This window comes from Pseudomonas sp. MN1F, assembly GCF_009391885.1.
Taxonomy (GTDB): Bacteria; Pseudomonadota; Gammaproteobacteria; order Pseudomonadales; family Pseudomonadaceae; genus Aquipseudomonas.
Genome location: NZ_VZII01000011.1, coordinates 25,815 through 40,604, shown reverse-complemented (window position 1 = coordinate 40,604; position 14,790 = coordinate 25,815). Strand labels below are relative to the sequence as shown.

The window sequence follows — 14,790 nt, the reverse complement described above, 5'->3', positions numbered from 1 at the left end:
GCCCGCCGAATCACAGAGTTACAAATTAACCACCTCTCGTACTTACCTGCCGGGAGCAACTGCCGCGTCACCCAGGCTTGGGTTACCATACCCGCCTCCGCAAAGCCCATCATTCACGCCAAGCCCCCGGCTTGCTGACTCGACACCAACAGGTCATCCATGCGTCTGTTTCACACCTCCGACTGGCACCTGGGCCAAAGCCTGCACGGCCAGGAACGCGACTTCGAACACGCCTGCTTCCTCGACTGGCTGCTCGGCCAGCTGCGCCTGCGCCAGCCGGACGCGCTGCTGATCGCCGGTGACATCTTCGACACGGTCAACCCGCCGGTCAAAGCCCAGGAACGGCTCTACGACTTCATCGTCCAGGCCCACGAGCAACAGCCGAAGCTGGACATCGTGATGATCGCCGGCAACCACGACTCCGGCTCGCGCATCGAGCTGCCCGCCGCGCTGATGCGCCGCCTGCGCACCCACGCGCTGGGCCGGGTGCACTGGCTCGACGAGGGCCAGCTGGATGCCGAGCGCCTGCTGATCCCGCTGACCAACGGCCGTGGCAAGGTTGCCGCCTGGTGCCTGGCCCTGCCCTTCCTGCGCCCGGCCGAAGTGACCGGCCCGCAGCTGGGCGACGACTACCTGCAAGGCATCACCCAGGTGCACCAGCAACTGATTGGCGCGGCGCAGAAGAAGCGCAAGAAGGACCAGGCACTGATCGCCATCAGCCATGCACACATGGCCGGTGGCGCGGTGTCCGAAGACTCCGAGCGCAGCCTGATCATCGGCAACGCCGAGGCCCTGCCGGCCAAGCTGTTCGACACGTCGATCAGCTACGTGGCGCTCGGCCACCTGCACAAGCCGCAGAAGGTCAACCGCGAAAGCCGCATCCGCTACAGCGGCTCGCCGATTCCGCTGTCGTTCGCCGAAATCAACTACCCGCACCAGGTGCTGGAGGTCGAGCTGGAAGGCAGCCAACTGGTCAGCGTCGAGCCGCGCCCGGTACCGCGTGCGGTGGCCTTGCAACGGGTCGGCCCCGCGCCATTGGGCGAACTGCTTGCGCAACTGGCCGAGCTGCCGGTAATCGACCTGCTCGAAGACCCCAATCGCCAGCCCTGGCTGGAGGTGCGGGTAGTGCTGGACGAACCGCAACCCGACCTGCGCCAGCAGATCGAAACCGCGCTTGAAGGCAAGGCCGTGCGGTTGATCCGTATCAGCGCCGAATACGCCGGCCGCAACAACAGCGAAGACGATGACCTGCAATTCGTCGAGCTGGCGCAAATGACTCCACAGGACCTGTTCAGCCGCGCCTGGGAGCAAGCCTACGGCAACCCCGTCGACGAGCAGGCCCTGGCCGATTTCGCCCTGCTGCTGCAGGACGTCCAGCTGGAAGAGGAACAGCCATGAAGATTCTCGCCATCCGCCTGAAGAACCTGGCATCCCTGGCCGGCCCGGTCGACATCGACTTCACCGCCGAGCCCCTGGCCAGCGCCGGCCTGTTCGCCATCACCGGGCCGACCGGCGCCGGCAAGAGCACCTTGCTCGATGCCCTGTGCCTGGCCCTGTTCGGCACCGTGCCGCGGCTGAACGACATCGGCCGCGAAGCCAAGGTGCCGGACGCCGACGGCGAAATCCCCACCTCGGACCCGCGCAACCTGCTGCGCCGTGGCACCGGCAGCGGCTTTGCCGAAGTCGACTTCGTCGGCATCGACGGCCACCGTTACCGCGCCCGCTGGGAAGCCAACCGCGCCCGCGACAAGGCCAATGGCAAGCTGCAGCTCAGCCGCCAGAGCCTGTACGACCTGGACAGCGAACAGGTGCTGGGCAGTGGCAAGAACGAATACAAGCAACTGATCGAAGCCCGCCTGGGCCTGAATTTCGAACAGTTCACCCGCGCGGTGATGCTGGCGCAAAGCGAGTTCGGCGCATTCCTCAAGGCTGACGACAAAGAGCGCAGCGAGCTGCTGGAAAAGCTCACAAACACCGCCATCTACACCCGCCTCGGCCAGCGCGCCTTCAGCAAGGCTCGGGAAACCGCCGAAATCCACAATGCCCTGAAGGAGCGCGCCAGCCACTTGCTGCCGATGGCCGCCGAAGCCCGCGCCGAACTCGACCAGCGCCTGGAGCAGGCGTTGCAGCAGTTCAAGGCCGACCAGGCCGGCGAGCGCGAGCTGGAGCAGCAACGCAACTGGCTCAATGAGCAACGCCAGCTGCAGGCCCAGCACGCCGAAGCCGGCGCCACCCTGCAAGCCGCCGAACAGCACTGGCAGCAGCTGGCCGAGCAGCGCCTCGACCTGCAACGCCTGGAGCGCCTGGCGCCGCAGCGCCACCAGTTCCACCGCCAGCGGATGCTCGGCGCGCAACTGGCACCGCTGGCGGCGCAGATCGCCGAGCAGCAGCGCCAGCAAACCGAGTTGCAGACGCGTACCGCAGCGCTGGAACAGGCACTGCTGGCGTCTCGTGAGGCCCTGGCGCAGAGCCAGACCCTGCACAGCGAAAATGCCCCGCGCCTGCGCCAGGCCTTCGCTGGCCAGGACAACCTGGTGCGTCTGGATCAGGAACTGGCGGGGCAACGCAGCGCCTGCGAGCAAGCCACACAGCAGGTTGCCGAAGGCCAGCAGCAACTGCAGCAGACAGAAGAAAACCAGCAGCGCAGCCAACAGCAACTGGCGCAGATCGACACGGCCCTGGCCGACAGCCAGCACCTGGCTGGCCTGGCCAATGCCTGGCAGGCCTACCTGCCGCAACTCAAGCAGGTGATGCTGATCGGTGGCCGCCTGGCCAAGGGCCGCGAGGAACTGCCGGGCCTGCAGGCCCAGGCCAGCCAGGCCAATGTTCAGTTGCAGACCCAGCGCGACCACTTCGAGCTGCTGTTCCGCGAAGCCAAGGCCGAACCCCAGGCCCTGGCCGAACAGATCGACCTGCTCGGCAACATGCTGCAGGACAACCGCAAACAGCAACGCGCCGTCGAGGAACTGTCGCGCCTGCATGGCCGTGAACTGGAACTGCGCCAGCAGCTCGATGCCCTGCGTGAGCGTCAGCAGCAGGCCATGCAGCAACGCCAGCAACTGATCGGCGAAGGCACTGCGGCCAAGGCCGAGCTGGAAGCCGCCGAGCAGGCACTCAGCCTTACCCGTCAGTTGCTGGAACGCCAGCGTCTGGCACGCAATACCAGCGTCGAAGAACTGCGCGGTCAGTTGCGCGATGGCGAGCCCTGCCCGGTCTGCGGCAGCGCCGAGCACCCGTTCCATCAACCCGAAGCCCTGCTACAGAGCCTCGGTCGCCATGACCAGGCTGAAGTGGACGCCGCGCAGAAACAGGTCGAAACCCTCAACGGCAAGCTGGTCGAACTGCGCACCCAGCTCGGCGTGGTCAACGCCCAGCTCAAGGACTATCAGCAGCAACAGCAGCAGCTTGGCGAACAGCTGCAGCCGCTGGTGGCGCAGGTGCAGGCGCACAGCCTCTGGCCCGCCCTCGCTCCACAGGACGACAAGGCCCGCAGCACCTGGCTCGACAGCCAGCTGCGGCGCCTGGACGAAGAAATCGGCAAGGACGAGAAGCGCCAGAGTGCACTGCTCGCCCTGCAGAAGGATGCCGCTCGCCTCACCCAGCAGCTGCAGGCGGCAGAGCAAGCCCAGCAGCAGGCCCAGCGCCATCTCGAGCAGCAGCACCAGGCCCTGGCCAGCGATGAACAACAGCTGGAACAAAGCCTCAAGGACCTGGCTGATGTGCTCCCGGGCGAGGTACTCGATGCCTTGAGCGATGATCCGGCCAACGCCTTCCTGGCGCTTGACCAGCAAATTGCCCAGCGCCTGCAACAGTTGGAGCAGCGCAAGGATGAGCTGCAAGAACAGCAAACACGCCAAGTGCAACTGGACAAGCTGCGCGACCAGCAGCAAGCCCGCGTGCACGCTTTGGCGCAGGCGCAGCAGCAGCTGGCGGCACTCCAGACGCAGCGGCAGCAGGCTCAGGCCGCACTGGCCGAGCTGCTTGGCGAGCAGGCAAGTGCTGAAGCCTGGCAACTGCACATGGACAGCCAGCTGGAACAGGCCCGCGCCGTCGACGCGGACACCGCCCAGCGCCTGCAGGATCTGCGTACCCAAGGTGTGCAACTGGCCAGCGAACTGAAGGCCAATATCCAGCAGCAGCAGGCGCTGGAAAGCGAGTGCCAGCAGCTGCAGGGTGACATCGCCCAGTGGCGCGCCGAGCATCCGGAGCTTGACGACGCCGGGCTGGACCGCCTGCTGGCCATCGACGACGCCCAGCTGGCCGAGCTGCGCCAGTGCCTGCAAGGTGCCGAGAAAGCCATCGAGCAGAGCCGTGTGCGGCTCCAGGAACGCGAACAGCGCCTGCAGCAACACGCCGCGCAGATGAGCGTCGAGGCGTCGGTCGAAGACCTTGAGCAAGCGCTGGGCGCGCTGCGCGAGCGGCTGGCCGGCCATGAACAGCAATGCGCCGAACTGCGCGCACAGCAGGCCGACGACCAGCGCCGCCAGCAGGCGAGCCAGGCCTTGGCCGGGGAAATCGAGCAGGCCCACCAGCAATGGCAGCGCTGGGCGCGGCTGAACGCGCTGATCGGCTCAGCCTCGGGCGACGTGTTCCGCAAGATCGCCCAGGGCTACAACCTCGACCTGCTGCTGCACCACGCCAACGCCCAGCTGCGCCAGCTGGCGCGCCGTTACCGCCTCAAGCGCGGCGGCAGCGCCCTGGGCCTGCTGGTGCTGGACACCGAAATGGGCGACGAACTGCGCTCGGTGCACTCGCTGTCCGGTGGTGAAACCTTCCTGGTCTCGCTGGCACTGGCCCTGGGCCTGGCATCGATGGCCTCAAGCACCCTGCGCATCGAGTCGCTGTTCATTGATGAAGGTTTCGGCAGCCTTGACCCTGAGTCGTTGCAATTGGCCATGGACGCCCTCGACGGCCTGCAGGCGCAGGGCCGCAAGGTCGCGGTGATCTCCCATGTGCAGGAAATGCACGAGCGCATTCCGGTGCAGATCCAGGTGCGCCGCCAGGGCAATGGCCTGAGCGACGTGGAGGTGTGCGGGTGATCCTCTACTCGTTCCGCCGTTGCCCGTGGGCGATGCGTGCGCGCCTGGCGCTGCGCTATGCCGGCTGTGCGGTGGAGATCGTCGAGGTGGCGATGAAGAACAAGCCGGCAGAGCTGCTGGCCTTGTCGCCCAAAGGCACGGTGCCGGTGCTGGATACCGGTACCGGTGTACTGGAAGAGAGCCTGGACATCATGCGTTGGGCGCTCGAACAGAACGACCCACAGGACTGGCGCCTGCAAGCCGACCCGGCCGCCGCGCAGCACGCCGAGGCGCTGATTGCCCGCAACGACAGCACGTTCAAGGCGCAGGTGAACCTGTACAAGTACGCCGAGCGCTACCCGGAGTACTCACGCGAGCACTATCGCCAGCAGGCCGAAGCCTGGTTGGCGGCGCTTGAACAGTTGCTCGAAGGCAGGCCGTACTTGCTGGCCGATCACCCGAGCCTTGCCGATGCCGCGCTGTTGCCCCTGATGCGCCAGTTTGCCGGGGTCGAACCGCTGTGGTTCGCCGAGGCGGCTTATCCGCGAGTGCGGAGCTGGCTGGAGGGGTGGTTGGCGTCGCAGCTGTTCAAGTCAGTGATGGCCAAGTGAACCCTGTAAGTGGGTTGGGTCAGTGGCTGTGCTTGCCACTCAAGGCCGCATGGAAATGGGCGCTCTGACGCAGGTACTGCTCGGTGTAGCTGTGGGTGGCCGTGGTCTTGCTGCTGTCGGCATGGGCATGGGCCGGCAGCACGACAGACGCGGAGATGGCGGATGCGGCAATCACGGGGAAGAGATTGAAGTTCATGATGGCTGACCTCGACTGGAGTGGTTTGACGTTCAGCCGCTTGGGCCTTGGGTCAAACTTACGCCGCTGAGGTCGCCCGCAGAAATTCATTGCGCTGGTAAGGATTATTACCCGTATCGATAGTCCTTGTAGCAAGCCTCACTCGATGAACTTGAGATCCGAAGGCGCATCCTGGCTGAAGGCCTGCACCGTCTCACCCAGCTTGCCGCTGCGCGGGTCGCGGCGCATGACCACGATCTGGTTGCTCTTCTGGTTGGCCACCAGCAGGAAGTTGTCGCTCGGGTCCAGGGCGAACTCCCGCGGGTGGTCGCCTTCCACCGAGCGGCGCTGCAGGAAGGTCAGCTGGCCATCGGCCTTGCCCACGCTGAACACCACGATCTGGTTAGCCGTGCCGCGGTTGCTGACATACAGGAAGCGCCCGTCCGCCGACAGGTGCAGGCCACCCGAGGCCTTGGCGGCGGCGTCCTGCTGGTCGCTCAGCGGCAGGCGCTGACGTTCCAGCAAAGCATCGTCCTTGACGTCGAACATCACCACTTCGCCGCTCATTTCCAGCGTCAGGTAGGCATGCTGGCCCTTGGCATCGAACAGCAGATGACGCGGCCCGCTTCCGGGCGGCAGGTCCACCGAAGCCGGGATCGCCGGGCTCAACGGGTGATCGACACTGGCGCCGTCGTAGCGATAGATGAATACCTTGTCGGCACCCAGGTCGCAGGCATACAGGTGCAGGCCATTCGGTGACAACACCAGCGAATGAACGTGGGCCCCGGCCTGGCGCTCGGGGTTGACGCCACTGGGCTTGTGCCGCAGCTGCTGCACCACGTCCTTGAGCTTGCCGTCCTTGGCCACCGGGATCACCACCAGGCTGCCGCCCGGGTCGGGCGCGACGGCGTAGTTGGCGACGAACAGGTAGCGCTGGTCGCGGCTGAGGCTGGCGTGGGTCGGCTCGTCGCCACGGCTGGCCACCTGGTTCAGCGGCTTGATCTCGCCCTTGGCGCTGACGCTGAAGCTGCTGACATGGCCGTTGCGGGTTTCATTGACTGCGAACAACTGACGCTGGTCGGCCGACAGCACCAGCCACGACGGGCTGACGCTCTTGACCACCTGCTGCGGCGTTGGGTCGATCTGCCCCGTCTTGCTGTCGAACGTGTAGCGGTAGATGCCCTGGCTCTGGCCATCGGTGTAGCTGCCCACCAGCAACGTGGCGGCGTGGGCGGTGATTGTCAGGCTCATCAGGCTAGCGGTCAGCAGGCTCGTCCAGATCCGGTTCATCGTCGTCTTCATCCGGGGCGCGAAAGGCACTCATACAGACTAGACGATGCTCGCCCTGGACATCGTTGAGTTGCCATTGATCATTGGCACCGACGGCGGCAGCGATCTGCTCAGGGGTGAAGGACCAGCGGCGACGCTGGCGGCCATCCATACACTCGATGGTCAGGCCGGACTCGTCGCAGGTGAAGTCGAAGGCGTGCAGGCCGTCGATCAGGAGCATGTCGCAGGATGCGAGGGCGGTGGCGAGGGGGGACATGGGGATACCGATCAAAAATGAGCGGGCAGTATAACCCGAGGGCCGCGTTGCGGCCCTCGGGGATACATCAATGGGCGAAGATCGAACCGCCCGCCTTGCCCACCATCTTCTCCGGCTTGATCAGGAACCGCGCCAGCGCCGGCAGCAGCCACAGCGCACCGAACATGTTCCACAGCAGCATGAAGGTCAGCATCAGCCCCATGTCGGCCTGGAACTTGATCGCCGAGAAGATCCAGGTGCACACGCCGATCGCCAGGCACAGGCCGGTGAACAGCACCGCCTTGCCGGTCGAACGCAGGGTCTGGTAGTAAGCCTCCTGCAACGGCAGGCCGGCCCGCAGGAAGCTTTCCAGGCGGCTGTAGATGTAGATGCCGTAGTCCACGCCAATGCCCACGCCCAAGGCCACCACCGGCAAGGTGGCCACCTTGACACCGATGCCCATGAACGCCATCAGCGCATTGCCCAGCACCGAGGTCAGCACCAACGGCAGGACAATGCACAGGGTCGCGGCGAACGAGCGGAAGGTGATCATGCACATCACCGCCACGCACAGGTAGACCAGGATCAGGATGGTCAGCTCGGCCGACTTGATCACCTCGTTGGTGGCCGCCTCGATCCCGGCGTTGCCTGCCGCCAGCAGGAACTGCAGGCCCTCCTTGTCGTGGCTGTCGGCAAACGCCTTGGCCACAGCGGTGACACGTTCCAGGGTCTCGGCCTTGTGGTCGTTGAGGAACACCAGCACGGGCGCCAGCGAGCAGTCGGCGTTGTACAGGCCGTCAGCGCGGGCGATGGAGTTGTTGAGGATGTCCGGGTTGCGCGACAGGGTCTCCCACTTCAGGCTGCCCTCGTTCATGCCCTTGATCACCTGCTTGGACACGGTCACCAGGGAGATCGCCGACTGCACACCAGGGGTGTTCTGCATGGTCCACATCAGCTCGTCGATCGGCGCCATGGTCGAATGGATCGAGCAGCTTTCCGCCGGCGTCTTGACCATGATTACCAGCACATCGGAACTGGTCGAGTAGTTGCTGATGATGAAGTTGTTGTCCTGGTTGTAGCGCGAGTCGGGGCGTAGCTCCGGCGCGCCCTGGTCAAGGTCGCCGATCTTCAGGTTTTGGCTGTACCACAGGCCGCCGGCGAAGGCGATCAGCGCCAGGGTGATGGATACCGGGGCCACCTTGGCGCTGGCGAAGTTCGACAGCAGGCGCCAGAACGGGTGCTCGCGGGTCGCGTCTTTCTTGCTGCGCTCGATGGCCTTTTTGCTGATGCCGACGTAGGAAATCGCCACCGGCAGCAGGATCAGGTTGGTGAACACGATCACCGCCACGCCGATGGACGCGCCGATGGCCAGCTCGCGGATCACGCCGATGTCGATGATCAGCAAGGTGATGAAGCCCACGGCATCGGCGAGGATGGCGATCATCCCCGGCAGGAACAGCTGGCGGAAGGTGCGCCGGGCGGCGGTCAGGGCATTGTCGGCGTCACTGGACTGCAAGGCGATGCCGTTGATCTTCTGCACGCCGTGGGAAATGCCGATGGCGAAGATCAGGAAGGGTACCAGCATCGAATACGGGTCCAGGCCGAAGCCCACCGCATGCATCAGGCCCAGCTGCCAGACCACCGCCACCAGGGTGGTGATGAGCACGGCGATGGTGCTGCGGATGCACCAGGTGAACCAGTACAACAGGATCCAGGTGATCACCAGGGCCACGCCGAAGAACATCGCCACCATCACCAGGCCGTCGATCAGGTCGCCGACCTTCTTGGCGAAGCCGATGATGTGGATCTTCACGTTGGGGTTCTGTGCCTGGAACTTGTCGCGAATCTTCTCTTCCAGCTGGTGCGAGAACTGCTGGTAATCCAGTTTGACCTGCTTGCCGGGGTCTTGCGGGTCAGGGAAGCTTTCCAGCAGCGGCACGTCGACGATGCTGGACTTGAAGTTGTTGCCCACCAGGCGCCCGACCTGGCCAGACTTGAGCACGTTGTCGCGCAGGGTGTCGAGGCTGTCCTGGGAGCCGTTGTAGGTATTGGGGATCACCTCGCCACCAGAGAAGCCCTCCTCGGTGACCTCGCTCCAGCGCACGCTGGGGCTCCACAGCGACTTGAGGCCGGCGCGATCGACCCCGGGGATGTAGAACACCTCGTCGTGGATCTGCCGCAGCGTTTCCATGTAGTCCTTGTCGAAGATATCGCCATTGACCGCCTCGACCGAGATGCGCACGGTGTTGCCGAGGTTGGCCAGGTCGTTGCGGTGCTCCATCATCTGTTCGATGAACGGGTGCTGCAGCGGGATCATCTTCTCGAAGCTGGTCGAGGGGCGGATCTGCGTGGCCTGCCAGAACAGGAAGATGCTGACCAGCAGGCACAGGGCGATGACCACCGGACGGTTGTTGAAGATCAGGCGTTCGAGCAGCGTGGCCTTGTCCTGATGGTGTGGGTGCATGGTGATGCTCTCCCTGCTGGTCATGGACGCACCTCCTTGGCCGCCGGCTCTGCACCTTCGGCGTTGGCCAGGTGCACACCACCCTGCCCTACCAGTAGCAAACCGCCATTGGCCAGGCCACTGACACCGGCCAGGGCGATGCGGTCGCTGCGGTTGTAGACACTGAAGGTCTGGCCATCATCGGTGCTGCGCAGCACGCTGCCGCCATTGCCGACCAGCACCAGGCTGCCATCCTCGACAAGCGTAGCGCCTGCCAGGCCGAATTCGAGCTCGCCACGGGCGGCCTTGAGCGCGATCGGTTGCCAGCTGTCACCGAAGTCGGTCGAGCGGAACAGGTTGCCGCGCAGGCCGTACGCCAACAGCGTATTCGGCTTGGCGGTAGCGATCACACCGAACAACGACCCCTCGTATGGGCCCTGAACCTTGCTCCAGGTCTGGCCGTCGTCGCTGGAGCGGTACATGCCGCCCTGCTCGCCGACGATGAACAGCCCGGCATCGCGCACCCGGCTAATACCGTTGAGGTGCAGCTGGTCGGGGTTGTCCAGGCGTTCGGCAATGTCCTGCCAGTGCTGGCCGCCATCGCGGGTTTCCAGCAGCGCGCCGTAGGCACCCACGGCAAAGCCGTGCTGGGCGTCGAGGAAGGTGACATCCAGCAGCGGCGCTTCACGGGAAAGGTCTTCGAACTGCTTGCTCCAGGTGGCGCCACCGTCGCTGCTGGCGAGGATCTGCGCATCGTGACCGACTGCCCAGCCACGCTTGTCGTCGAGGAAGAACACGGCGGTGAGCAGTTGCCGGGTGGGCACCCGGGCCTGGGTCCAGGTGCTGCCCTGGTCGTCGGAGAACAGAATGTGGCCGCGATCACCGACCACCACCAGGCGCTTGCCGGCATGGGCGGCGCCGATCAGCAGGCTCTGGCTGGCCTTGGCTGATTCGGTCGAGTATTCATCGGCAGCAGCGGCCTGCGCGCTGTCGGCCCACATCCCCAGTGCCAGCGCCAGCATCGCGCCGGCCGCCAATGGCCAGGCACCACGCCTGGCCTGCGTCATCACCCGCTGCTTCATGACCATCCCCTGTTGTGTTCTTCTTGGTGGGTCTGTGCTGTGAAAAGCCTGTGTTAGAGGCTTGAGGGGATCGTATCGGGGAAGGTTGCGCGATTACAACGAACGGGACGTTATGTTTTGTTAACCGCCAAAAAACCGGGGCCGCTTTGCGGCCCCAGGTCTACCAGGCTTACGCCAGGCTCTTGCTCACCACTTCATACACATCGCTGGACAGCTCACCAGAAGCGAGAATCCGCTCCAGCTCGCCCTTCATCAGCACCTGGCGCGCATCGTCATACTTGCGCCAGCGGGTCAGCGGTGCCAGTTGACGCGAAGCGATCTGCGGGTTCAGCGCATTCAGCTCGATCACCAGGTCCGCCAGGAAGCGATAGCCCGAACCATCGGCAGCATGGAAGTTGACCAGGTTCTGCCCGGCAAAGGCACCGACCAGCGCCCGCACCTTGTTCGGGTTCTTCAGGGTGAACGCCGGGTGCTGCATCAGCGCCTTGACCCGCGCCAGCCCGCCCGGCAGCGTGCTGGCGGCCTGCACGCTGAACCACTGGTCCATGACCAGCGGGTTGTCCTTGAAGTGCTCGGCAAAGCTCTCCAGCGCCTTGGCGCGCTCAGCCTCGAACGGCGAGTTGACCAGCACGGCCAGCGCGGTCAGGCGCTCGGTCATGTTGTCACAGTGCTCGAACTGCTCCAGGGTCGCCTCCAGCACCTGCGGCTTGCCGCTCTGCATCAGGTACGACAGGGCAATGTTCTGCAGGCTGCGGCGGGCGAAGTGTTCGGCAGCGGCCACATAGGCGGTGCTGCGCGACACTTCGCGGTTGGCCTGGTAGCGCGCCCACAGGGCGTCGAACAACTGCGCGGCGATCTGCTGGCGGGCGAACTCGCGGGCGGCGTGGATGGCATCGACGTCGGCCACCTGGCTGATTTCGGTCAGGTAGGCCTCACCTGGCAGCGAGAGCATTTCGGCGACCATGGCGGGGTCCAGTGCCTCGTTGCCCAGCACGGTACCGAGCGCACTGATGAGACGCTGGTCGAGCTTCAGCGCTTCGCCACGCTGATGCTGGCCGATCAGCTCCTGCAGCACCTGCACCGACAGCTGCTGGCCCGCTTCCCAGCGGTTGAAGCCGTCGCTGTCGTGCTGCATGAGGAACATCAGCTGATCGCGGTCGTACGGGAAGCTCAGCTTGACCGGCGCGCTGAAACCGCGCAGCAGCGACGGCAGCGGCTTGGCCGCGATGCCCTGGAAGGTGAAGGTCTGCTCGGCTTCGGTCACCGACAGCACGCGGGAAGTCCCGGCAGCCGAGCCTTCGCCGGCCAGTTGCAGCGGCAGGTCGTTGCCCTCGGCATCGAGCAGGCCCAGTTCGACCGGGATCACGAACGGCAGCTTCTGGGCCTTGTCCGGGGTCTGCGGGCAGCTCTGGCGGAAGGTCAGGCTGTAGGTCTGCGCGGCCGCGTCATAGGCTTCGCTGACGTCCAGCCGCGGAGTACCGGCCTGGCTGTACCAGCGCTTGAACTGGGTGAGGTCGACGCCGTTGGCGTCTTCCATGGCCTTGATGAAGTCATCGGTGGTCACGGCCTGGCCATCGTGGCGCTCGAAGTACAGGTCGCTGCCCTTGCGGAAGCCCTCGGCGCCCAGCAGGGTGCGCACCATGCGCACCACTTCGGCACCCTTCTCGTACACGGTCAGGGTGTAGAAGTTGGAGATCTCGATGAAGCTGTCCGGGCGCACCGGGTGGGCCATGGGGCCGGCATCTTCGGCGAACTGGTGGGTGCGCAGGTAGGCGACGTCCTCGATGCGCTTGACCGTGCGCGAGTTCATGTCGGCGCTGAACTCGGCATCGCGGAACACCGTAAAACCTTCTTTCAGCGACAGCTGGAACCAGTCGCGGCAGGTCACCCGGTTGCCCGACCAGTTATGGAAGTACTCGTGGGCGACCACACCCTCGACGCGCTGGTGGGCGGCATCGGTGGCGGTCTCGGCGCGGGCCAGCACGCAGCTCGAATTGAAGATGTTCAGGCCCTTGTTTTCCATGGCGCCCATGTTGAAGTCGTTGACCGCGACGATCATGAAGATGTCCAGGTCGTACTCGCGACCATAGACTTCCTCATCCCAGCGCATCGACTTCTTCAGGCTGACCATGGCGTGGTCGCACTTGTCGATGTTCTCGGGCTCGACATAGATGCGCAGGGTCACGTCGCGGCCGGACTGGCGGGTAAAACTGTCTTCGACGCACCACAGGTCACCGGCCACCAGCGCGAACAGGTAGGCCGGCTTCATGAACGGGTCTTCCCAGGTCGCCCAGTGCCGGCCATCTTCTGCCGGCCCGCTGCCGATCGGGTTGCCGTTGCTGAGCAGCACCGGGTAGCGATGCTGTTCGGCAATCACCGTGGTGGTGAACGTGCTCATCACGTCCGGGCGGTCGAGGTAGTAGGTGATCTTGCGGAAGCCCTCGGCCTCGCACTGGGTGCAGAACATCTTGCCGGACTTGTACAGGCCTTCCAGCGCGGTGTTGCTCTCCGGGTGGATCTTCACACTGGTGTCGAGGGTGAAGCGTTCAGCCTTGGGTTGCACGATCAGGCTGTCGGCGTCGAGCTGGTAGTCGCCCGGCTGCAGTTCCTGGTCGTCCAGCGAAGCGCGCAGCAGCTCCAGCTGCTGGCCGTCCAGCTCCAGCGGCGGCAAGCCGGCACCGCGTGCCGGGTTGCGGCGCATGACCAGTTGCGCGTGGACCAGGGTGTGGTCCTCGAACAGCTCGAAGGTCAGGTGCGTCTCGTCGATCAGGTACTCGGGCGCCTGGTAATCCTTGAGGTAGATCACTTGCGGTTGTTCGGTACGCATGTGCAGGTCCTTTTTACTGGAGCACGGCCAACTGGTAGGCCGTGTACTTGCGAATATTGATCACACCGGTGTCGAAGATCAGGTACTGGCCCTTGATGCCCAGCAGCGTGCCTTCGGCCACGGGGTCCTTGTCCAGGTTGAAGCTGACGATTTTCTTCGGGTAGGCCTCGACCGGATAGCGGATTTCTACCACTTCAGCGTCGGACAGAGGCTGGATCGCCTGTAGCCCAAAGCGCCCCTGCAGTTCACTCAGGCCGTCGGTGCAGGCCTCGAAGATCTGTTCGCGGATGGCCGGCAGGTCGAGCACCTCGGCGTCGCCCTTGAGCAGCGTGCGCCAGTTGGTGCGGTCCGGCACCTGGCTGCGCAGGATGTCTTCGACCAGGCCCGATTGCTGGCGGGTGGCCACGCGCATGATCGGCAGGGCCTGGCTGGCACCCTGGTCGAGCCAGCGGGTGGGCAGCTGGGTGGCACGGGTGATGCCGACCTTGATCCCCGACGAGTTGGCCAGGTACACCACGTGGTCGGTCATGCAGAACTGTTCGCCCCACGACGGTTCGCGGCAGGTGCCAGCGTCGTAGTGGCATTTTTCCGGGGCCATGATGCACACGTCGCACTGGGCCAGCTTGGTCATGCACGGGTAGCAGTAACCCTGGCTGAAGCTGGTTTTGGTGCGCTTGCCGCAATGGCTGCAGTGAATGGCGCCGAGGTACTCCAGGCGCAGGCGCTGGCCGATCAGCGGGTTGACCGGCACCTGGGTGTCATCCAGGCGGAAGCTGTATTGCACCACCGGTGCCTGCAGGCTGACTGCCATCTTGCTCAAAGAGCCACGAGCGAGTTCGATCAATGTACCGAGTCCGACTTGAACAGAATGTTGGCGATGGGTGCGGACTTCGACGCGCATTCCTGCGGGCCCATGTAACCGGTGCGCTGTTCTTCGGGCAGGTTCTTCATCTCCCAGGCGATCACCGCCTGCAGCGACAGCTCCTTCTGCTCGGCGGTGAGCTTGCGCCCGTCCGACCATTTGCCGATTTCCACGGCCAGCTTCAGGCTCTGGTAGATTTCCGGGGTAATGTTTTCGATCATTTGCGCGAAAGTGGACATAGTGTCTC

General features: G+C 64.8%; 11 protein-coding genes. 3 read left to right on the top strand and 8 right to left on the bottom strand.

Going from position 1 to position 14,790, the window contains the following annotated elements; translation table 11 throughout:
• Positions 1–159 precede the first annotated feature (159 nt).
• The 3 genes from F6X59_RS08120 to F6X59_RS08110 are packed head-to-tail and all read left to right on the top strand — an operon-like array spanning position 160 to position 5,629.
• Entirely contained in the window at positions 160–1,398 is a 1,239-nt protein-coding gene (locus tag F6X59_RS08120) for an exonuclease SbcCD subunit D C-terminal domain-containing protein (protein ID WP_152955788.1), read from the top strand.
• A complete protein-coding gene (locus F6X59_RS08115; RefSeq protein WP_152955787.1) occupies positions 1,395–5,039 on the top strand; it encodes an AAA family ATPase in 3,645 nt (1,214 codons plus the stop codon). The genes F6X59_RS08120 and F6X59_RS08115 overlap by 4 nt, the downstream gene beginning before the upstream one ends.
• Positions 5,036–5,629: a glutathione S-transferase gene (locus tag F6X59_RS08110; RefSeq protein ID WP_372240329.1), complete on the top strand. Its 594-nt coding sequence runs from the start codon at positions 5,036–5,038 to the stop codon at positions 5,627–5,629. Before F6X59_RS08115 ends, F6X59_RS08110 begins: the two co-directional genes overlap by 4 nt.
• Before the next feature lie 19 nt (positions 5,630–5,648).
• On the opposite strand, the gene F6X59_RS28370 is transcribed toward F6X59_RS08110, so the two are convergent.
• The 8 genes from F6X59_RS28370 to F6X59_RS08075 form a co-directional block, all read right to left on the bottom strand.
• Positions 5,649–5,825: a hypothetical protein gene (locus tag F6X59_RS28370; protein ID WP_178120052.1), complete on the bottom strand. Its 177-nt coding sequence runs from the start codon at positions 5,823–5,825 to the stop codon at positions 5,649–5,651.
• Positions 5,826–5,963: 138 nt separating this feature from the next.
• Entirely contained in the window at positions 5,964–7,094 is a 1,131-nt protein-coding gene (locus F6X59_RS08105) for a lactonase family protein (protein WP_178120051.1), read from the bottom strand.
• The gene (locus F6X59_RS08100; RefSeq protein ID WP_152955785.1) at positions 7,060–7,350 is read right to left on the bottom strand and encodes a DUF5629 family protein; all 291 of its coding nucleotides are present in this window, start codon (positions 7,348–7,350) and stop codon (positions 7,060–7,062) included. Before F6X59_RS08100 ends, F6X59_RS08105 begins: the two co-directional genes overlap by 35 nt.
• Before the next feature lie 67 nt (positions 7,351–7,417).
• The gene (locus tag F6X59_RS08095) at positions 7,418–9,793 is read right to left on the bottom strand and encodes an RND family transporter (RefSeq protein WP_152955832.1); all 2,376 of its coding nucleotides are present in this window, start codon (positions 9,791–9,793) and stop codon (positions 7,418–7,420) included.
• Positions 9,794–9,813: 20 nt separating this feature from the next.
• Positions 9,814–10,839: a WD40/YVTN/BNR-like repeat-containing protein gene (locus F6X59_RS08090; protein ID WP_372240331.1), complete on the bottom strand. Its 1,026-nt coding sequence runs from the start codon at positions 10,837–10,839 to the stop codon at positions 9,814–9,816.
• Between the two features lie 184 nt (positions 10,840–11,023).
• A complete protein-coding gene (pepN, locus tag F6X59_RS08085) occupies positions 11,024–13,681 on the bottom strand; it encodes an aminopeptidase N (protein WP_152955783.1) in 2,658 nt (885 codons plus the stop codon).
• 13 nt (positions 13,682–13,694) lie between these two features.
• A complete protein-coding gene (locus tag F6X59_RS08080) occupies positions 13,695–14,525 on the bottom strand; it encodes a DUF2797 domain-containing protein (RefSeq protein WP_152955782.1) in 831 nt (276 codons plus the stop codon).
• Positions 14,522–14,782 carry a YeaC family protein gene (locus tag F6X59_RS08075; protein WP_054885767.1) on the bottom strand — a complete coding sequence of 87 codons (261 nt, stop codon included), beginning with the start codon at positions 14,780–14,782 and terminating at the stop codon, positions 14,522–14,524. Before F6X59_RS08075 ends, F6X59_RS08080 begins: the two co-directional genes overlap by 4 nt.
• Positions 14,783–14,790 lie beyond the last annotated feature (8 nt).

Bases quoted from the DNA above. Each gene is read 5' to 3' on its own strand.
- F6X59_RS08120 (WP_152955788.1), top strand. From the start codon at position 160: ATGCGTCTGTTTCACACCTCCGACTGGCACCTGGGCCAAAGCCTGCAC.
- F6X59_RS08115 (WP_152955787.1), top strand. From the start codon at position 1,395: ATGAAGATTCTCGCCATCCGCCTGAAGAACCTGGCATCCCTGGCCGGC.
- F6X59_RS28370 (WP_178120052.1), bottom strand. From the start codon at position 5,825: ATGAACTTCAATCTCTTCCCCGTGATTGCCGCATCCGCCATCTCCGCG.
- F6X59_RS08105 (WP_178120051.1), bottom strand. From the start codon at position 7,094: ATGAACCGGATCTGGACGAGCCTGCTGACCGCTAGCCTGATGAGCCTG.
- F6X59_RS08100 (WP_152955785.1), bottom strand. From the start codon at position 7,350: ATGTCCCCCCTCGCCACCGCCCTCGCATCCTGCGACATGCTCCTGATC.
- F6X59_RS08095 (WP_152955832.1), bottom strand. From the start codon at position 9,793: ATGCACCCACACCATCAGGACAAGGCCACGCTGCTCGAACGCCTGATC.
- F6X59_RS08090 (WP_372240331.1), bottom strand. From the start codon at position 10,839: ATGACGCAGGCCAGGCGTGGTGCCTGGCCATTGGCGGCCGGCGCGATG.
- pepN (WP_152955783.1), bottom strand. From the start codon at position 13,681: ATGCGTACCGAACAACCGCAAGTGATCTACCTCAAGGATTACCAGGCG.
- F6X59_RS08075 (WP_054885767.1), bottom strand. From the start codon at position 14,782: ATGTCCACTTTCGCGCAAATGATCGAAAACATTACCCCGGAAATCTAC.